Genomic DNA, 19,169 nt, shown 5'->3' on the forward strand with positions numbered 1-19,169 from the left:
GGGCTCCGGGTGTGCTCAGTCTTGGCGCACGAAATAGTCATAACGCATGGAAACCGTAACCTCGAACGGCTCGGCCTGGTCGATGACCCGCGCGCGTTTTTCGGCGCTGGCGCGCCAGCCGTGCGGGGTCATGGCCAGCAGGTCGGCGCGGGCCTTGGGTTCGGCCAGGCTCAGGCGGAACTCAAGGGTTTCGCTGTGGGCATGGGCCATCCCGTCGGGGACCAGGACCAGGTGTTTGTCGTCGGCGTAAGGGCGTACTTCATCGTAGAGCACTTCGCGCAGTTCCATCAGGTGGCCGCTGGTAGGGCCGACCCGCATCAGGCCGCCGCCGGGGCTGAGCAGGCGCTTGGCCTCGGCCCAGTCCAGTGGGCTGAATACACTGGCGATGAACTGGCAACTGGCGTCGGCCAGGGGCACGCGGGCCATGCTGGCGACCATCCAGGTGACTTCCGGTGCACGACGGCAGGCACGCTTGACCGCCTCGCGGGAAATGTCCAGCGCGTAACCGTCGGCGGCCGGCAGGGCCTGGGCGATCTGCGCGGTGTAGTAACCCTCGCCGCAGCCGATGTCCAGCCAGGCGCCGGGCTGGCGCTCGGCGGCAAGCTCGGCCAGGCGACTGGCCACCGGGGCATAGTGCCCGGCATCGAGGAAGTCGCGACGGGCCTCGACCATGGCCTGGTTGTCACCCGGGTCGCGGCTGTTCTTGTGCTGTACCGGCAGCAGGTTCAGGTAACCCTGGCGGGCGCGGTCGAAGTGGTGGCCGGCCGGGCACACCACACCGTTGTCGAGCCGGCTCAGCGGCGCCTGGCAAAGGGGACAGGCGAGCATCAGGCGAGCAACCGGACCAGGGTCTGGTAGTAGATTTCGGTCAGCAGGTCGAGGTCGCTGGCCAGAATCCGCTCGTCCACCTGGTGAATGGTGGCGTTGACCGGGCCCAGCTCGACCACCTGCGTACCCATGGTGGCGATGAAGCGGCCATCGGAGGTACCGCCGCTGGTGGACGGCTGGGTGTCGCGGCCGGTGACGCCCTTGATGCTGGCCGCCACAGCGTCCAGCAGTTCGCCCGGTTCGGTGAGGAATGGCAGGCCAGACAGCGCCCAGTCGATCGACCAGTCCAGTTCATGCTTGTCGAGAATCGCCGAGACGCGCGCCTGCAGGCCTTCGACGGTGGACTCGGTAGAGAAGCGGAAGTTGAACAGTGCAGTCAGCTCGCCCGGGACCACGTTGGTGGCGCCGGTGCCGGAATTGAGGTTGGAGATCTGGAAGCTGGTCGGCGGGAAGAACGCGTTGCCTTCGTCCCAGTGCTCGGCTGCCAGCTCCGCCAGGGCCGGGGCGGCCAGGTGGATCGGGTTGCGTGCCAGGTGCGGGTAGGCCACGTGGCCTTGCTTGCCGCGCACGGTCAGTTTGGCACCCAGCGAACCGCGACGGCCGTTCTTGACCACGTCACCCAGCAGGGTGGTGCTGGAGGGTTCGCCGACGATGCACCAGTCCAGGCGTTCGTTGCGCGCTTTCAGGCGTTCGACCACCGCCTTGGTGCCGTGGTGAGCCGGGCCTTCCTCGTCGCTGGTGATCAGGAAGGCGACCTTGCCACGGTGGTTCGGGTAGTCGTGCACGAAGCGCTCGCTGGCGATCACCATGCAGGCCAGGCTGCCCTTCATGTCGGCAGCGCCACGGCCGCAGAGCATGCCGTCGGCGTCGATCAGCGCTTCGAACGGTTCATGCTGCCATTGCTGCACCGGGCCGGTCGGCACCACGTCGGTGTGGCCGGCAAAGCACAGCACCGGGCCCTCCTGGGTGCCGTGGGTGGCCCAGAAATTGTCGACGTCTTCAATGCGCATCGGCTCCAGCTGGAAGCCCACAGCGCCTAGACGGTTCATCATCTGCGCCTGGCAATCGGCGTCGACGGGGGTGACCGAGGGGCGACGGATCAGGTCGCAGGCCAGTTGAAGGGTAGGCGAGAGCTCGGCAGGGGCCGTCATGGGGGACTCCGGGGCAAGGCAAGGCGGGGAAATCTGAGGGGCGTTATCTTATATCAAACAGACAGTCCAGTGGGGCCGCTTTGCGGCCCCACTAGTCTCAAGCTTGTTGCGGTTCCGCAGCCTTTTCCACCGGCTTGGGCAGCGAAGACAGCAAGGCCATCACCAACGCCGCGACATACGGCAATGACTGTACCAGCAGCATCGCCACCCAGAAGCGCATGTCCGAACTCGGCAGCCCCTGCACCAGGTAGATGCCCAGCGCCGCGCCCCACAGCAGCAACATGATGAACAGCTCTTCGCGCGCTTCGGAAAGCGCCACCAGCAACCCATGGCTGTCGGCATTCTTCGGTGTGCGGAAGAACGGCATGCTGCTGGTGAAGAACCCGTACAGCACCGCCTTGGCGATGGTGTGCGACAGCGCCAGGCCAGCCAGCGCTGCGGCGAAGGCGTCTTTCAAGTTCACGCCTACTGCACGGCGATACAGGAAGATGATCTTGCCCACCTTGAAGAAAAACAGCGCCAGCGGCGGGATGGCGAAGATCATCAGCGGCGGGTCCACGCGGTGCGGGACGATGATCATCGCCGCCGACCACAGCAGCGCGCCGATGGTGAAGAAGATGTTCATGCCATCGGCGATCCATGGCAACCAGCCGGCCAGGAAGTGATAACGCTGGCCCCGGGTCAGCTCGCTGTCCTTGCCGCGCAGCAGGGCGCTGGCGTGGTGCTTGATGATCTGGATGGCGCCATAGGCCCAGCGGAAGCGTTGCTTCTTGAAGTCGATGAAGGTGTCAGGCATCAGGCCCTTGCCGTAGCTGTTGTGGGCGTAGGCCGCCGACAGGCCTTTTTCGAACACACGCAGGCCCAGTTCGGCGTCTTCGCAGATGCACCATTCGGCCCAGCCCAGCTCTTCTAGCACCGTGCGCCGGGTCATGGTCATGGTGCCGTGCTGGATGATCGCGTCACGGTCGTTGCGGGTGACCATGCCAATGTGGAAAAAGCCCTTGTACTCGCTGTAGCACAGCTTCTTGAACGCGCTTTCGTGCTGGTCGCGGTAGTCCTGCGGCGACTGCACCACGGCAATTTTCGAGTCGGCGAAGTGCGGCACCATGTGCTTGAGCCAGTTGCGGTCGACGCAGTAGTCCGAGTCGATCACCGCGATCACTTCGGCGTCCTTGGCGGTGTGCGGGATCAGGTAGTTCAGCGCGCCACCCTTGAAACCGGCCAGGGGCGCGACGTGGAAGAACTTGAAGCGCTCGCCGAGCTTCTCGCAGTGGGCCTTCAGCGGCTCCCATACGGCTGGGTCCTTGGTGTTGTTGTCGATCACCAGCACTTCGTAGTCGGGGTAGTCCAGTGCGGCCAGGGCATCGAGGGTCTGCTTGACCATCTCGGGTGGCTCGTTGTAGCACGGCACATGCACCGACACCTTGGGCCGGTAAGCGCTGTCGGCCTGCACCGGCAGGAATTCGCGGCGGCGCTTGTGTATCCATACCGCCTCGGCCAGTTCGTGGGCTTCGGTCAGCAGCACAATGAACACGCCCAGCGCGCCAAGGGCCAGCAGCACGCCCACGGTCAGGCTGAACCAGGTGCTGTATTGCTGGCTGTAGTCGTAGGCGATCCACACCAGCACCGACCCGCACAGGAAGGTGATGAAGGTGAGGAAGGTGCGGCCGCGCTGACGCAGGGCCGAGCCGTCGATGAACAGCACCATCAGGGCGATCATGGCCAGCACGACCGACGCCACGGCCAAAGCACGCCACTGCGGGATCGCCACCACCGGGCCGTCGAAGTTGAACTTTTGCTGGCGCTCGGCGTTGTACACGCCCCAGTAGGCCCCTACCGAGCCTTCATCGCTGGCCTTCCACGGCTGGTCATAGGCTTCGATGACGAAGTAGTTGTAGCCACGGCGGTTGAGGGTGTTGACCAGCGTTCGCAGGTAGATGGCCTGGTCGGCCTGGGTGGCATCGGCACCTCCGCGCATGCGGCCGTTGCTCGGCCAGCCGACCTCTGACAGCAGCAGGGGTTTACGCGGGAACTGGTGCCGCAGTTCACGGGCACGGTCGAGCACGAACTCGACCGAATCCTTCATTGGCACGAACTCCCAGTAGGGCAGGATGTGCGCAGCAATCAGGTCGACGTGCTTGGCAATTTCCGGGTTTTCCTTCCAGATGTGCCATTGCTCACTGGTGGTCACGGGCACCTTCACCGCTGCACGCACCCGGTCCAGGTACTTGATGAGGTTTTCCGGGGTAACCTCTTCACGGAACAGCGCCTCGTTGCCGACCACGACCCGCACCACACTGCGAGAGGTGTTGGCCAACTGGATGGCGGTGGCGATTTCGCGCTCGTTGCGTTCCAGGTCCGGGCTGATCCAGATGCCCAGCGTTACCCGCAGGCCGAACTCCTCGGCCAGGCGCGGGATGTCGGCCTGGGTGCCCTCCACGGTGTAGATGCGGATGCTGTCGGTCAGTTTGCTCAACTGCTCCAGGTCCTGGCGCATCTCGTCGTCCGTGGGGTACTGGCCTTTTTGCGGGCTTTCACCCAGGCGGAACGGCGAATACGAAAAGCCAGAGATCTGCTCTGGCCAGGCGGGGGCGGAAACCGGGCGGTTGATCAGCGCCCAGAACCCGGTGAACAACGCGGCGATGGCCAGGACCACGACCAGGTTCAGGCCAAATTTACGTGAAGACATTGTCGTCCATTTGTGTCGAAGTGATAGGACATTAAAGCAGGGTTGGCAGTGTCTTTCCTAACGATGCAGGCGATGGGCCGGCTGGCATATAATGCGCGCCGGTTTTTTGGGGTATGAAGATGAGCACAGAAGATCCACGCTTCGCCGGCGTTGCCCGGTTATACGGCGACCAAGGGCTGCAGCGCCTGGGCCAGGCCCACGTGGCTGTGGTCGGGATTGGCGGGGTAGGCTCGTGGGTGGCTGAAGCGCTGGCCCGCAGCGGCGTAGGGGAAATCACCCTGTTCGACCTGGACGATGTGTGCGTCAGCAACACCAACCGCCAGGCCCATGCCCTGGAAGGCCAGGTGGGGCGGCCCAAGGTCGAGGTCATGGCCGAGCGCCTGCGGGCGATCAACCCGGCATGCACGGTGCATGCGGTGGCCGACTTCGTTACCCGCGAGACCATGGTTGAGTACATTACCGAAAACCTCGACTGCGTGATCGACTGCATCGACAGCGTCATGGCCAAGGCGGCGCTGATCGCCTGGTGCCGTCGGCGCAAGATCGCCATCGTCACCACCGGGGGTGCCGGTGGGCAGATCGACCCCACGCAAATCCAGATTGCCGACCTGAACAAGACCTTCAACGACCCGCTGGCTTCGCGGGTGCGTTCCACCTTGCGTCGCGATTACAACTTCTCGCGCAATGTCAGCCGCAACTATGGCGTGCCATGCGTGTTCTCCAGCGAACAGCTGCGCTACCCCAAGGGCGATGGCAGCGTTTGTCTGCAGAAGAGTTTCGTGGGTGAGGGGGTGCGGCTGGACTGCTCGGGTGGCTTTGGTGCGGTGATGATGGTGACCGCGACCTTTGGCATGGTGGCGGCGAGCAAGGCGATCGAGAAGCTGGTGGCCGGTGCGCGGCGGCCTTCGGAGCGGGTCAAAGCTGAATAAATTGCGTGGGCTTCTTCGCGGGCGAGCCCGCGAAGAAGCCAGCGCCGATTTAGCGGTTGGACGCCAACTCCGCCATCCGCTGCAGCACTGCATGCAGCCCATTACTGCGCGATGGCGACAGCTGACGCTCCAACCCCAGCTGGGTGAACCAATCGCGCAAGTCGAGCCCAACCAGCTCTTCACTGGGCAAGCCTTGCACTCGCACCAGCAACAACGCCAGCAAGCCGCGTAATAAGCGCGCATCGCTACTGGCCTTGAACCGCCAAAGCCCGTCAACGTGCTCGGCCACCAGCCAAACCAGGCTTTCGCAGCCATGCACCCGGTTGGCGTCGGTCTTCTCGGCATCATCCAGCGGTTCCAGCCGCTCTCCCCACTGCATCAGCAGCCGCGCCCGCTGTTCCCAACCCTTGCCCTGTTCAAAAGCCTCCAGCGCCTGACGTGCTTGCTCCGGCATGCTCATCGCAGCAGCTCCAGGCACTGATCCAGCGCAGCGAAGAAGCGCTGAAGGTCATCGCTGTCGTTGTACACGCCCAGCGACACTCGAATTGCGCCTTCAAGGCCCAAGCCTTTCAGTAGTGGCATGGCGCAATGGTGCCCGGCTCGTACGGCAATGCCTTGCTCGGTGAGCAGGTGGGCGATATCGGCATTGTGCACCCCCTCGATGACGAAGCTGGCCAAGGCCGCTTGTGGCGCACCGAGCACCCGCACGCCCTCGCGGTCGGCCAGCCCACGGAGCAGGTGCTGGTGCAGGCTGGTTTCGTGGGCTTCGAGCGCCTGGGCGTCGAGGCTGGCCAGATAGTCCAGGGTTGCGCCCAGACCAATCACCCCGGCGATTGGCGGCGTACCCGCCTCGAAGCCCAGCGGGGCCGGGCGGAAGCTGGCGCTCTGGTACTCGGCCAGTTGCACCATCTCGCCCCCGAACTGCCAGTGGCGCAACAGTTCCAGTGCCTGAGGGCGGCCATACAGCACGCCAACCCCGTCCGGGCCATACAGTTTGTGGCTGGAGAACACATAGAAGTCGCAACCCAGGTGCTGCACATCATGGCGACCATGCACCACCCCCTGGGCACCGTCGACCACGGTCAGTGTGCCCTGGGCGCGGGCATGGGCCAGTAGCGCCGGCAGTGGCTGCCAGGTGCCCAGCACGTTGGACAGCTGGCTGACCGCCAGCACCCGGGTGCGGGGGCCGATCAGTTGCAGCGCCTGCTCCAGGTCGATGCGGCCTTGGGTATCCAGCGGCAGCACCACAAGGCGCAGGTTGCGCCGACGCGCCAGCTGTTGCCAGGGCAGCAGGTTGGCATGGTGCTCCAGCGCGCTGACGGCGATTTCGTCACCGGCTTCGAAGCGATGTTCCAGGCCGTAGGCCAGAAGGTTCAGCGCCGAGGTGGCGCCGTGGGTGAACACGATCTGCCGGGAGTCCGCGGCATTCAGCCAGGCGGCGACCTTGTCGCGGCTGGTCTCGAACGCCTGGGTTGCCAGTGCGCCGGGCAAGTGCTGGGCACGGTGCACGTTGGCCGCGCCATGGCCGTAATAATGGCTCAGGGCGTCAAGCAGGGCTTGCGGCTTCTGGGTGGTGGCGGCACTGTCCAGGTAGGTCTGGTGCTGCCGTTGCAGGGCGGCGATGGCGGGGAAGTCGGCACGCCAGGGGGAGGGCTGGAACATGTTCACGGGGCCTGGAATGAAAATCGGGTCTGGCGCGGTGGCGCCAGACCCGATCTTAACACCTCAAACCCGGGAAGGTTCTCAGTTGTGGGCGTGCAGCGCTTCGTTCAGCTCGATGGCCGACTTGTGGGTCTTGCACTCCACGGCGCCGTTCAGCGAGTTGCGGCGGAACAGCAGGTCGGTCTGGCCAGCCAGGTCGCGGGCCTTGACCACTTTGACCAGCTCGTTGTTCTCGTCCAGCAGGTTCACCTTGGTGCCCGCGGTGATGTACAGGCCGGCTTCGACGGTGTTGCGGTCGCCCAGCGGAATGCCGATACCGGCGTTGGCGCCGATCAGGCAGCCTTCACCCACCTTGATGACGATGTTGCCGCCACCGGACAGGGTGCCCATGGTCGAGCAACCGCCGCCCAGGTCCGAGCCCTTGCCAACGAATACGCCAGCGGACACGCGGCCTTCGATCATGCCAGGGCCTTCGGTGCCAGCGTTAAAGTTGACGAAGCCTTCGTGCATGATGGTGGTGCCTTCGCCGATGTAGGCGCCTAGGCGCACACGGGCGGTGTCGGCGATACGCACGCCGGCAGGGACCACGTAGTCGGTCATTTTCGGGAACTTGTCCACCGAGAACACTTCCAGCAGCTCGCCCTTCAGGCGCGCTTCCAGTTGCAGCTCGGCCAGTTCGGCCAGATCGACCGCGCCCTGGTTGGTCCAGGCCACGTTCGGCAGCAGCGGGAAGATACCGGCCAGGCTCACACCGTGCGGCTTGACCAGGCGGTGCGACAGCAGGTGCAGCTTCAGGTAGGCCTCTGGGGTGGAGGTCAGGGCAGCGTCTTCGGCCAGCAGGGTGGCGACCAGCGGCTTGTGGCTCTCGGCCAGGCGGGTCAGCAGGGCGGCCTGGGCCGCGTCAACGCCTTTCAGGGCTTCGGCCAGTTGCGCGGCCTGGGCGTTGCTGAAAGCGATGGCCTGGTTGCCACCTTCATAGCCCAGCACCGGGGCTACAGCAGCGACCAGTTCGACGCTCGGGTTGAGCAGGGGTTGTGCGTAGAACACTTCAAGCCAGGCGCCCTGGCGGTTCTGGGAGCCGACACCGAAGGCCAGGCTGAACAGGGTATTGGACATGTGATTACCTCGTGCGAAATAGGGGAGGGGCTCAGGCCAGGGCAGCGGCGTACAGGTCGGGCTTGAAACCGACCAGGGTACGCGCGCCAAGGTCCAGCACCGGGCGTTTGATCATCGACGGCTGGGCCAGCATCAGCTCGACGGCCTTGGCCTGGTCGAGGTCGGCCTTGCTGATGTCGTCCAGCTTGCGGAAGGTGGTGCCAGCACGGTTGAGGATGACTTCCCAGCCGTGTTCGTCGCACCAGCGGTTCAGGCTGTCACGGTCGATGCCTTGGGTCTTGTAGTCGTGGAATTCGTAGGCGATGGCCTTGTCTTCGAGCCAGGTACGCGCCTTTTTCATGGTGTCACAGGCTTTGATGCCGTAGAGCGTGTAGGTCATTGTGTGCATTGGGGTCACAGGTTGCCCCAATCTCTCCGTTTTCCGAATGTCAGTCGCGGGATTATGCGGGAACGAACCTGTGAGCGCCACGGGTGTGCTTGTCTTGAGCCTTACAGTGTGTCGGAGATCGAGCGCCGCCCACGCGGCGCTCGATCTCCGATCTACCGAGGTATCATCATGTTACATATTCCAGGGCGACCTGCGACTATCGTGCAGCGGCCCCAAACCGCCGCTCGCCGCTAACATATTGTTTCAATGGCGATGTTTCGCCCTGCTATCGTTTCTGGTTCACAAAGGAAGCTTTCCCGGATGCAGTCCGCTTACACCGTCCTCATCCTGCTGACGCTGGTCAGCCTGTCGAAGCTGGTTGGCCGCATGGTGCCGCTGCCCTTGCCGTTGGTGCAGATTGCCGCCGGTGCCTTGCTGGCCTGGCCGACATTGGGCCTGCATGTGGCCCTGGACCCCGAATTGTTCCTGTTCCTGTTCTTGCCGCCGCTGCTGTTTGCCGACGGCTGGCGCATCCCCAAGCGTGAGTTGTGGCGAATCCGTGGGCCGGTGGTGGCATTGGCCGTAGGGTTGGTGTTGTTCACCGTGGTCGGAGCCGGTTACTTCATTCACTGGTTGTTGCCGAGCATCCCGCTGCCGGTGGCCTTTGCCCTGGCGGCAGTACTGTCACCCACCGATGCTGTGGCCGTGTCGGCCATCACCCAGGACCGCCTGCCCACGCCGCTGATGCACATGTTGCAAGGCGAGGCGCTGATGAACGATGCGTCTGGCCTGGTGACCTTCAAGTTTGCCCTGGTGGCGGCAATCACCGGGGTGTTCTCGCTGGCTGATGCGAGCTTCACCTTTGTTCTGGTGGCGTTGGGCGGCCTGGCGGTGGGTGTCGCCCTGAGCTGGCTGATCGGCCGCCTGCGTGCCTGGATGATCGCCCGCGGCTGGGATGATCCGGCCACCCACGTCGTGTTCATGTTGCTGCTGCCGTTTGCCGCTTATGTATTGGCAGAGCGCCTGGGCGTATCGGGCATCCTTTCGGCGGTGGCGGCCGGCATGATGCAAAGCTGGCTCGACCTGTTGCCACGGCAGACCAGCACGCGGCTGCTCAACCGCAGTGTGTGGTCACTGCTGGAGTTCGCCTTCAATGGGCTGATCTTCCTGCTGCTGGGCCTGCAATTGCCGGACATCATCAAGGCCGTGGTCAGCCACGAACCCACTGTTTGGCCGACCCTGGCCTACCGTTGCCTGGATGTAGTAGCGATCTTTGCTGCGCTGATCTTGCTGCGGTTCATCTGGGTACAGAGCATCTGGCGGTCGATTGGCGTGGTCCGCCGCTGGCGCGGCAAGCCCGCGCTGGTGCTGATGCCCACGGCGCGCTCCTGCTGGTTGCTGACGCTGGGTGGCGTTCGCGGTGCCGTTACCTTGGCCGGTGTGATGTCTATTCCGTTGTTGATAGGGGCGGGCAAGGCCTTCCCGGAACGTGACCTGCTCATCTTCATTGCCGCAGGGGTGATCTTGTTGTCGCTGATAAGCGCCTGTATCGCGCTGCCGTTCTTGTTGCGCGGGGTAACCAAGAGCGCAGACGAGCGCTTGCACCAGGAGGTGCAGGAGGCCTGGCGGCGTACGGCCGAGGCGGCGATCCACGCCCTGGAGGCTGAAGAGGTGATTGACAGCAATGCCCCGCAGGACGCCGCGCAGGCGACACTGGCAACCGAGCTGAAGGCGCGGTTAATGGCGGAGTACCGGGATGAGCTGGACAGCTATAACGACAGTGCCGAGGCGAAGGCGCTGGCCGAACAGATGGACTTGCTGGAGCGGCGTTTGCGCTTGCGTGCGCTGCGGGCGCAGCGGCTGGAGCTGTATAACCTGCATCGCCAGCACGAGGTGGGGGATGAGGTGGTGCGGCAGGTGCTGGGGGAGCTGGATATGAGCGAGGCAAACCTGGGGCCGGTCAAGTAGACCCTATCAAGGCCATTCGCGGGCAAGCCCGCTCCCACAGGTACTGCGCTGATTATGAATGCAGCGTAGTACCTGTGGGCGCGGGCTTGCCCGCGAATAGGGCTGTCAGCGGCTTTGCAGGAATGCGCGAATCCGCTCTGCCGCCTCGATGCATTCAGCCAGCGGTGCAACCAGCGCCATGCGCACACGCCCGGCACCCGGGTTTACGCCGTCCACCTCACGCGACAGGTACGACCCCGGCACCACGGTCACATGTTGGGCTTCGAACAGGTCACGGGTGAATTCGGCATCGTCACCCGGCACCTTGGCCCACAGGTAGAAGCTGCCGTCCGGGCGCTGCACGTCCAGCACCGGCTGCAGAATGTCCAGCACGGCATCGTACTTGGCGCGGTACTGGTCGCGGTTCTCGCGCACATGCGCCTCGTCCTGCCAGGCGGCAATGCTGGCCAGCTGGGTTTGCACCGGCATGGCGCAGCCGTGGTAGGTGCGGTACAGCAGGAACGGCTTGATGATCTCGGCGTCGCCCGCCACGAAGCCCGAACGCAGGCCCGGCAGGTTGGAACGCTTGGACAGGCTGTGGAACACCACGCAACGTTTGAAGTCGCTGCGGCCCAGTTCGGCGCAGGCGGTCAGCAGGCCTGGAGGCGGCGCATCTTCGTCGAAGTACAGCTCGCTGTAGCATTCGTCGGCAGCGATCACGAAGTCGTGCTCGTCAGCCAGGGCGATCAGCTTCTTCAGGGTCTCCATCGGCACCAGCGCGCCAGTGGGGTTGCCTGGCGAGCACAGGAACAGGATCTGGCAATGTTTCCACACTTCGGCTGGCACCGCGTCGAAGTCGGGGTTGAAACCATTGCTTTCCAGGCACGGCAGGTAGTGCGGAGTGGCCCCGGCCAGCAGCGCTGCGCCTTCGTAGATCTGGTAGAACGGGTTGGGGCTGACCACCAGGCCATCATCGGCGCGGTTGACCACGGCCTGGGTGAAGGCGAACAGCGCTTCGCGGGTACCGTTGACCGGCAGGATGTGGCGGTCGGCGTCCAGCCAGCCGGCGGGCACGCCAAAGCGCCTTTCGCACCATTGGCCAATCGCCTGGCGCAGCGCCGGCAGGCCGATGGTGCTGGGGTATACCGCCAGCTTGTCGAGGTTGTCGGCCATGGCCTGGGCGACGAACGCCGGCGATTCGTGCTTCGGCTCACCGATCGACAGGGCGATGGCGCGTTTGTCCGCCGCAGGCTTCACACTGCCCAGCAGGGCGCGGAGCTTTTCGAAGGGGTAGGGCTGAAGCTGGGTTAAGGCATGGTTCATCGGCGCAAGGTCTCGTCAATCGTCTAATCGTTAAAAGGTCACGCGGGTCGGGCTGGCGTCGCTACCTTGGCCGGCCTGCAGTTGCTGCACGATGGCTTCCTGCAGGCGGCTGCACAGCTGCGGGTCGGACAGCGGCTGGTTGTCGGCATCGGTGATGAAGAACACGTCTTCCACCCGTTCGCCGAGGGTGGCGATCTTGGCGTTTTGCAGCGACAGGTCGAACTCCAGGAAAATCCGCCCAAGCCGGGCCAGCAGCCCCGGGCGATCGGGCGCCGTGATTTCGAGGATGGTCACCGGGCGCTGGGCATCGTTGAGGATGGTCACCTGCGGCGGGAAGTCGAAGTGCTTGAGCTGGCGCGGTACCCGGCGCTGGATGATGGTCGGGTAGTCCTCGGGGTTGCGCAGTGCTTCGGTCAGGCCGTCGCGAATCTGTTTGACCCGCTGCGGGTTGTCGCCGATCGAGCCGCCGTCGTTATCCAGCACGATGTAGGTGTCGAGGGTGAACTGGCTGCTCGACGTGATGATCCGCGCGTCATGAATGTTCAGGTTCAGCTGCGACATGGCGGCCACCGTCACGGCGAAGAAATCATGCTGGTCGGGGGCATAGATGAAGATCTGCGTGCCGCCTTCGAACTCGCGCTGGGTGGTTTCCTTGATCAGCACCAGCGGCCCGCCATCGGCGGGTTGCTGCAGAATCGCGTCACTGTGCCAGGCCACGTCGGCGGCGTTGTGCTTGAGGAAGTAGTCATCGCCCAGTTGCGACCACAGCTGCTCGACGTCGTCCGGGTCGGTGCCTTCGCGCACCAGGATGTCCAGCGCTGCGGATTGTGTCTGGCGAATTTGCTCTTCGCGGTCCAGCGGGTTTTCCAGGCCCCGGCGCAGGGCACGCTTGGTCTCGGTATACAGCTGACGCAGCAGGCTGGCCCGCCAGGAGTTCCACAGGCTGGGGTTGGTGGCGTTGATGTCGGCCACGGTCAGCACATAGAGGTAGTCCAGGCGTGTCTCGTCACCCACGTGCAGGGCAAAGTCGTTGATCACCTGCGGGTCGGACAGGTCCTTGCGCTGGGCGGTGGTCGACATGACCAGGTGGTTCTGCACCAGCCAGACGATCAGGCGGCTGTCCCAGGCCGGCAACTGGTGGCGCTCGCAGAACTTCTTCGCATCCACTGCACCCAGTTCGGAGTGGTCGCCCTGGCGGCCTTTGCCGATGTCGTGGTACAGGCCAGCCAGGTAGATCAGCTCGGGCTTGGGCAGGCGGCCCATGAGCTTGCTGGCCAGCGGGAATTTCTCGGACACCGGCGTGTATTGCAGCTTGCGCAGGTGCTTGATGAGGTTGAGGGTGTGCGCATCGACCGTATAGATGTGGAACAGGTCATGCTGCATCTGCCCGACAATCAGCCCGAACTCCGGCAGGTAGCGGCCAAGGATGCCGTAGCGGTTCATCCGACGCAGGTTGCGGTGGATACCGATTTCGCACTTGAACAGCTCGATGAACAGGCTGGTGTTGCGGATATCGGTGCGGAACGTGTCATCGATCAGGTGCCGGTGCTCGCGCAGCAGGCGCACGGTATCGGCACGCACGCCTTTGATTTCCGGGTGTTGGGCCATCAGCACGAAGATTTCCAGCATGGCGAACGGCGTGCGCTTGAACACGTTCGCGTGGGTGGCCTCGATATAGCCATCATGCAGGCGGAAACGCGCATTCAGCGGCTGGGTGGTGCCGCTGTCGTCGTCGGCGAGGATCACTTCCTCGAAATGCTGGATGATCAGGTCGCACAGCTGGCTGATGCTCATCACCACCCGGTAGTACTGCTGCATGAACTGCTCGATTGCCCGCTTGGGGTTTTCGTCGCTGTAACCCAGCAGTGCGGCCAGGCTGCGCTGATGATCGAACAGCAGTCGGTCCTCGGCGCGCCCGGCCAGCATGTGCAGGGCGTAGCGCACCTTCCACAGAAAGTCCTGGGAGGAGGCCAGCAGCTCGTTCTCGCTTTCCAGCAAAAAGCCTTCGCCAGCCAGTGCATGCAGGTTCAGGGTGCCGTACTGGCGGCGCGCCACCCACAGTACCGTCTGGATGTCGCGCAGGCCGCCTGGTGAACCCTTGACGTTGGGTTCGAGGTTGTACTCGGTGTCGTTGTACTTGTGGTGGCGGGCCTTGAGTTCGGCGCGCTTGGCCAGGAAAAATTCCTTGCTCGGCCACATGTGTGCGGTGCTGGTTACCTCCAGCATGCGCTGGCGCAGAGCCTCGGGGCCGGCAATGGTGCGGCTTTCCATCAGGTTGGTGATGACCGTCAGGTCAGCGCGGGCCTGTTCGGCGCACTCGTCGACGGTGCGCACGCTCTGGCCCACTTCCAGGCCGATGTCCCACAGCAAGGTGAGAAAACGTTCGATGGCATCGCGGTACTGCTCGTGCTCGGCGGCGCCCAGCAAGATCAGCAGGTCGATGTCCGAATGCGGGTGCAGTTCACCGCGCCCGTAGCCGCCCACCGCAACCAGGGCGATGCCGCTGTGGTCGCCCCAGTCGAATTGGTTCCACGCCTGTTGCAGGATGTTGTCCACGAGCCAGGCGCGGGCTTCGATCAGTGGGCGGATTTCGCCGCCCGCGCGAAAACGCTTGTCGAGCACCTCGCCGGCCAGGCGGATGGCTTTCTTGAAGGCGGCGATAGGGCTCGCCTTGAGGGCCAGTTCCGCCTGGAACTGGCCGCGGTCGAACAGCTCGGGATCCACCTGTGGCATCGCGTCACGTTCCTGTCGTGGGGTGGCCTGTCGGAGTACGGTCAGGCCGAGGTGCGCGGGATGGTGTCGTCCTTGCGCAGGGTGAAGATCTCGTAGCCGGTCGCGGTCACCACCAGGGTGTGCTCCCATTGGGCCGAGAGCTTGCGGTCCTTGGTGATGGCGGTCCAGCCATCGCCCAGTACCTTGGTGTCGGCCTTGCCCTGGTTGATCATCGGCTCGATGGTGAAGGTCATGCCTTCTTTCAGTTCCATGCCGGTGCCGGCACGGCCGTAGTGCAGGATTTGCGGCTCTTCGTGGAACACCTTGCCGATGCCGTGACCGCAAAACTCGCGCACCACCGAGAAGCCGTTCTTTTCCGCGTGCTTCTGGATCACTTCACCGATGTCGCCCAGGCGGCAGCCCGGCTTGACCAGCTCGATGGCCTTGTACATGCACTCCTGGGTCACCTTGGACAGGCGTTCGGCCCATACCGGTACGGTACCCACGTGGAACATCCGGCTGGTGTCGCCGTGGTAGCCGTCCTTGATCACGGTGACGTCGATGTTGAGCGTGTCACCGTCTTTGAGCGGCTTGTCGTTGGGGATGCCATGGCAGACCACATGATTGATCGAGGTGCAGATCGACTTCGGGTAGCCCTTGTAGTTGAGCGGTGCCGGGATGGCCTGCTGGACGTTGACGATATAGTCGTGGCACAGGCGGTCGAGCGCTTCGGTGGTGATACCGGGCTTGACGTGCTCTTCGATCATTTCCAGCACGTCGGCGGCCAGGCGGCCAGCGATGCGCATCTTTTCGATGTCTTCTGCGGTCTTGATGGTGACGGTCATTACAGGCTCTCTACGGCGCCGTATACGGCGCGAACAAACGGGAAAGGCCTTATTCTATCAGAGCGTCAAGGATCAAGCTGCAAGCTGCAAGAAGAAGCGGATCGCGTGCAGGCTGCTTTTTCTTGCAGCTTGTCGCTTGCAACTTGCAGCTGTTCTCACCGGGTTCCGTTCGGCCGCGGTCTGTGGTATAAAATGCGCCGCTTTCGGGGACGACCCCGTCAGCACTTAAACCCACACACGTGTCGACACGATGACCTGGGTGCCCCGAGTTGCGAGATTCGCGGGTTGGTCATTGGGATACGTGGAGGCCCAACCCGACTTATCAAGGAACTATCATGTCCCAAGTCAACATGCGCGATATGCTGAAGGCCGGTGTGCACTTCGGCCACCAGACCCGTTACTGGAACCCGAAAATGGGCAAGTACATTTTCGGCGCGCGTAACAAGATCCACATCGTCAACCTGGAAAAAACCCTGCCAATGTTCAACGACGCTCTGTCGTTCGTTGAGCGCCTGGCCCAGGGCAAGAACAAGATCCTGTTCGTCGGCACCAAGCGTTCCGCTGGCAAGATCGTCGCCGAGCAAGCTGCTCGTTGCGGTTCGCCATACGTTGACCACCGTTGGTTGGGCGGCATGCTGACCAACTACAAGACCATCCGCGCTTCGATCAAGCGTCTGCGCGACCTGGAAACCCAGGCCGAAGACGGCACTTTTGCCAAGCTGACCAAGAAAGAAGCCCTGATGCGCTCCCGCGACCTGGAAAAACTGGATCGCAGCCTGGGCGGCATCAAGGATATGGGCGGTCTGCCAGACGCTCTGTTCGTTATCGACGTTGATCACGAGCGCATCGCGATCACCGAAGCCAACAAGCTGGGCATCCCGGTTATCGGCGTTGTCGATACCAACAGCAGCCCTGAAGGTGTTGACTACATCATCCCGGGTAACGATGACGCCATCCGCGCTATCGAGCTGTACATGACTTCGATGGCTGACGCAGTCATCCGCGGCCGCAACAACGTTGCCGGCGGCACCGAAGTTTACGCTGAAGAAGCGGCTGCACCTGCTGCTGAGTAATAGGCGCTAGCGTCTACTTGGCACGCAAAAAGGGGGCTCTGCCCCCTTTTTGCCACCTTGAAATCCTGCTGTCAGCATCGGCCCCGCATCATGGGCTCGCTGAACTGAAAACAGCGGATTAGCAGAATTGAACGCCCGTGACGAACGGGTGGAATGGTTGAAAAACTTTCCAAGAGGATTTTGAAATGGCAGCAATTACTGCAGCGCTGGTAAAAGAACTGCGCGAGCGTACCGGCGAAGGCATGATGGATTGCAAGAAGGCCCTGGAAAAGGCCGGCGGCGACATCGAGAAAGCCATTGACGACATGCGTGCCTCGGGCGCCATCAAGGCCGCCAAAAAGGCTGGCAACGTCGCTGCTGAAGGCGCTATCGCGGTCAAGACCGACGGTAAATCCGCCGTCCTGCTGGAAGTGAACTCGCAGACCGACTTCCTGGCCCTGCAAGACGACTTCAAGAGCTTCGTCGCCGAAAGCCTCGAGCAAGCCTTCGCCGAGAAGCTGACCGACGCTGCTCCGCTGATCGCTTCGCGTGAAGCTGCTCGTGAAGCCCTGGTTGCCAAGTGCGGCGAGAACGTCAACATCCGTCGCCTGGTGCGCGTTGAGGGTGACGTTGTCGGTGCCTACCTGCACGGCAACAAGATCGGCGCTGCCGTTGTCCTGAAAGGCGGCGACGTCGAGCTGGCCAAGAACATCGCCATGCACGTTGCGGCTTCGAACCCTGAGTTCCTGGATTCGTCGGAAATCTCCGCCGAGGCCATCGAGCGCGAGAAGGGTGTCTTCCTGCAGCTGAACGCCGACAAGATCGCCGGCAAGCCGGAAAACATCGTTGAGAACATGATCAACGGCCGTATCACCAAGTTCAAGGCCGAAGCCTCGCTGAAAGAGCAAGCTTTCGTCATGAACCCGGAAGTCAAGGTTGGCGAACTGGCCAAGAAAGCCGGCGCTGAAATCGTTTCCTTCACCTACTTCAAAGTAGGCGAAGGCATCGAGAAGCCAGTCGACGACTTCGCTGCTGAAGTTGCCGCTCAGGTAGCTGCTGCCAAGCAGTAAGACAGCCCCGTCTGTCGCCCAAAAGAGGCTGCCCGCTCACGCGCGCAGCCTCTTTGTCAAAACGGCGAAGGGTTTATAAAACTCGCCGCCGCTGGCACCAAAACGGTGCCACGCTACAGTTAGCAGGCTGCAAACAGCCCGCACGAATTTTCTAAAAGTACGCCGCAGGAGAGACTCGCAATGGCTCAGCAGGTGAGTGGTCGCCAACCTCGCTATAAACGCATTTTGCTCAAACTTAGCGGCGAGGCCCTGATGGGCTCGGAAGACTTCGGGATCGACCCGAAAGTGCTGGATCGCATGGCCCTTGAAGTTGGCCAGCTGGTAGGGATCGGTGTCCAGGTCGGCCTGGTGATCGGTGGTGGCAACCTGTTCCGCGGCGCCGCGCTCAGCGCAGCCGGCATGGACCGCGTCACCGGCGACCACATGGGCATGCTGGCCACCGTGATGAACGGCCTGGCCATGCGCGATGCGCTGGAGCGCTCGAACATCCCGGCCCTGGTCATGTCGGCCATTTCCATGGTCGGTGTCACCGATCATTACGATCGTCGCAAAGCTATTCGCCACCTCAACTCCGGGGATGTGGTAATTTTCTCCGCCGGTACCGGCAACCCGTTCTTCACCACCGACTCCGCGGCCTGCCTGCGCGCCATCGAAATCGATGCCGACGTGGTGCTGAAGGCGACCAAGGTCGATGGTGTGTACACTGCCGATCCATTCAAGGACCCACACGCCGAGAAGTTCGATCACCTGACCTACGATGAGGTCCTGGATCGCAAGCTAGGTGTGATGGACCTGACCGCAATCTGCCTGTGCCGTGACCACAAGATGCCATTGCGGGTATTCAACATGAACAAGCCTGGCGCCCTGCTGAACATCGTGGTGGGTGGCGCTGAAGGTACTCTGATCGAGGAAGGCCAAGCATGATCAACGACATCAAGAAAGACGCGCAGGAGCGCATGGGCAAGTCCATCGAAGCCCTGGCTCGCAACCTTGCGGCGATCCGCACCGGTCGCGCTCACCCAAGCATCCTGGACAGCGTCAAGGTCACTGCCTGGGGTAGCGAGATGCCGCTGAACCAGGTGGCCGCGATCACCGTCGAAGATGCCCGCACCCTGAAGATTGTCGCGCACGACAAAAACCTCAGCGCTGCCATCGAAAAGGCCATCCTCACCTCCGACCTGGGCCTGAACCCGTCCAGCGCCGGTACCACCATTCGCGTGCCAATGCCGGCCCTGACCGAGGAAACCCGCAAGGGTTACACCAAGCAGGCCAGCGGTGTGGCCGAGGATGCCAAGGTCGCTGTGCGCAATGTGCGCCGCGATGCCCTGGGCGACCTGAAGAAGCTGACCAAGGACAAGGAAATCAGCGAAGACGAAGAACGTCGCGCGGCGGACGAGATCCAGAAGCTGACCGACAAGTACATTGCTGAAGTCGATGCTGCTTACAAAGCCAAGGAAAAGGACCTGATGGCCGTCTAA

At 63.1% G+C, this 19,169-nt stretch carries 16 protein-coding genes; 6 read left to right on the forward strand and 10 right to left on the reverse strand.

The window, feature by feature from the left end; all coding sequences use genetic code 11:
* Positions 1-15 precede the first annotated feature (15 nt).
* From ACF8R4_RS09485 to ACF8R4_RS09495, 3 genes are all read right to left on the reverse strand, one after another.
* Complete coding sequence (locus tag ACF8R4_RS09485; protein WP_060497338.1) at positions 16-828, reverse strand: putative RNA methyltransferase; 813 nt, start codon at positions 826-828, stop codon at positions 16-18.
* Positions 828-1,979, reverse strand: a complete 1,152-nt coding sequence (gene dapE, locus ACF8R4_RS09490; protein ID WP_060497337.1) for a succinyl-diaminopimelate desuccinylase — start codon at positions 1,977-1,979, stop codon at positions 828-830. Before dapE ends, ACF8R4_RS09485 begins: the two co-directional genes overlap by 1 nt.
* Before the next feature lie 97 nt (positions 1,980-2,076).
* Positions 2,077-4,668, reverse strand: coding sequence for a glycosyltransferase (locus ACF8R4_RS09495; RefSeq protein ID WP_392492304.1), 2,592 nt, complete (start codon positions 4,666-4,668; stop codon positions 2,077-2,079).
* A 119-nt stretch (positions 4,669-4,787) separates the two neighbouring features.
* Between ACF8R4_RS09495 and tcdA the strand changes: the two genes are divergently transcribed.
* Positions 4,788-5,597, forward strand: coding sequence for a tRNA cyclic N6-threonylcarbamoyladenosine(37) synthase TcdA (tcdA, locus tag ACF8R4_RS09500; protein ID WP_164524974.1), 810 nt, complete (start codon positions 4,788-4,790; stop codon positions 5,595-5,597).
* Between the two features lie 49 nt (positions 5,598-5,646).
* Here tcdA and ACF8R4_RS09505 read toward each other — a convergent pair whose 3' ends face one another.
* The 4 genes from ACF8R4_RS09505 to ACF8R4_RS09520 form a co-directional block, all read right to left on the reverse strand.
* Entirely contained in the window at positions 5,647-6,057 is a 411-nt protein-coding gene (locus ACF8R4_RS09505) for a SufE family protein (protein ID WP_060497334.1), read from the reverse strand.
* Complete coding sequence (locus ACF8R4_RS09510) at positions 6,054-7,259, reverse strand: cysteine desulfurase (protein WP_060497333.1); 1,206 nt, start codon at positions 7,257-7,259, stop codon at positions 6,054-6,056. The genes ACF8R4_RS09505 and ACF8R4_RS09510 overlap by 4 nt, the downstream gene beginning before the upstream one ends.
* Before the next feature lie 81 nt (positions 7,260-7,340).
* Complete coding sequence (gene dapD, locus ACF8R4_RS09515; RefSeq protein WP_164524973.1) at positions 7,341-8,375, reverse strand: 2,3,4,5-tetrahydropyridine-2,6-dicarboxylate N-succinyltransferase; 1,035 nt, start codon at positions 8,373-8,375, stop codon at positions 7,341-7,343.
* 31 nt (positions 8,376-8,406) lie between these two features.
* On the reverse strand, positions 8,407-8,754 hold the full coding sequence (locus ACF8R4_RS09520) for an ArsC family reductase (RefSeq protein ID WP_060497331.1): 348 nt from the start codon (positions 8,752-8,754) through the stop codon (positions 8,407-8,409).
* Positions 8,755-9,063: 309 nt separating this feature from the next.
* Between ACF8R4_RS09520 and ACF8R4_RS09525 the strand changes: the two genes are divergently transcribed.
* On the forward strand, positions 9,064-10,710 hold the full coding sequence (locus ACF8R4_RS09525) for a Na+/H+ antiporter (protein WP_016712939.1): 1,647 nt from the start codon (positions 9,064-9,066) through the stop codon (positions 10,708-10,710).
* Positions 10,711-10,815: 105 nt separating this feature from the next.
* Here the strand turns inward: ACF8R4_RS09525 and dapC are convergent, their stop codons facing one another.
* The 3 genes from dapC to map are packed head-to-tail and all read right to left on the reverse strand — an operon-like array spanning position 10,816 to position 15,569.
* Positions 10,816-12,012 (reverse strand): succinyldiaminopimelate transaminase, encoded by a 1,197-nt coding sequence (gene dapC, locus ACF8R4_RS09530; RefSeq protein WP_060497330.1) that lies wholly within the window; start codon positions 12,010-12,012, stop codon positions 10,816-10,818.
* A gap of 30 nt (positions 12,013-12,042) precedes the next feature.
* The gene (locus ACF8R4_RS09535; RefSeq protein ID WP_060497329.1) at positions 12,043-14,745 is read right to left on the reverse strand and encodes a [protein-PII] uridylyltransferase; all 2,703 of its coding nucleotides are present in this window, start codon (positions 14,743-14,745) and stop codon (positions 12,043-12,045) included.
* 41 nt (positions 14,746-14,786) lie between these two features.
* Complete coding sequence (gene map, locus ACF8R4_RS09540; RefSeq protein WP_060497328.1) at positions 14,787-15,569, reverse strand: type I methionyl aminopeptidase; 783 nt, start codon at positions 15,567-15,569, stop codon at positions 14,787-14,789.
* A 335-nt stretch (positions 15,570-15,904) separates the two neighbouring features.
* On the opposite strand from map, the gene rpsB reads away from it, so the two are divergent.
* The 4 genes from rpsB to frr all read left to right on the forward strand — a co-directional run bounded on the left by rpsB (position 15,905) and on the right by frr (position 19,169).
* Entirely contained in the window at positions 15,905-16,642 is a 738-nt protein-coding gene (gene rpsB, locus ACF8R4_RS09545) for a 30S ribosomal protein S2 (protein WP_003252287.1), read from the forward strand.
* Positions 16,643-16,827: 185 nt separating this feature from the next.
* Positions 16,828-17,691, forward strand: a complete 864-nt coding sequence (tsf, locus tag ACF8R4_RS09550) for a translation elongation factor Ts (protein WP_104834100.1) — start codon at positions 16,828-16,830, stop codon at positions 17,689-17,691.
* Between the two features lie 180 nt (positions 17,692-17,871).
* Entirely contained in the window at positions 17,872-18,615 is a 744-nt protein-coding gene (pyrH, locus tag ACF8R4_RS09555) for a UMP kinase (protein WP_003252294.1), read from the forward strand.
* Positions 18,612-19,169 (forward strand): ribosome recycling factor, encoded by a 558-nt coding sequence (gene frr, locus ACF8R4_RS09560; RefSeq protein ID WP_060497326.1) that lies wholly within the window; start codon positions 18,612-18,614, stop codon positions 19,167-19,169. Before pyrH ends, frr begins: the two co-directional genes overlap by 4 nt.

The sequence above is a fragment of the Pseudomonas sp. FYR_2 genome, from assembly GCF_043106425.1.
Taxonomy (GTDB): Bacteria; Pseudomonadota; Gammaproteobacteria; order Pseudomonadales; family Pseudomonadaceae; genus Aquipseudomonas; species Aquipseudomonas monteilii.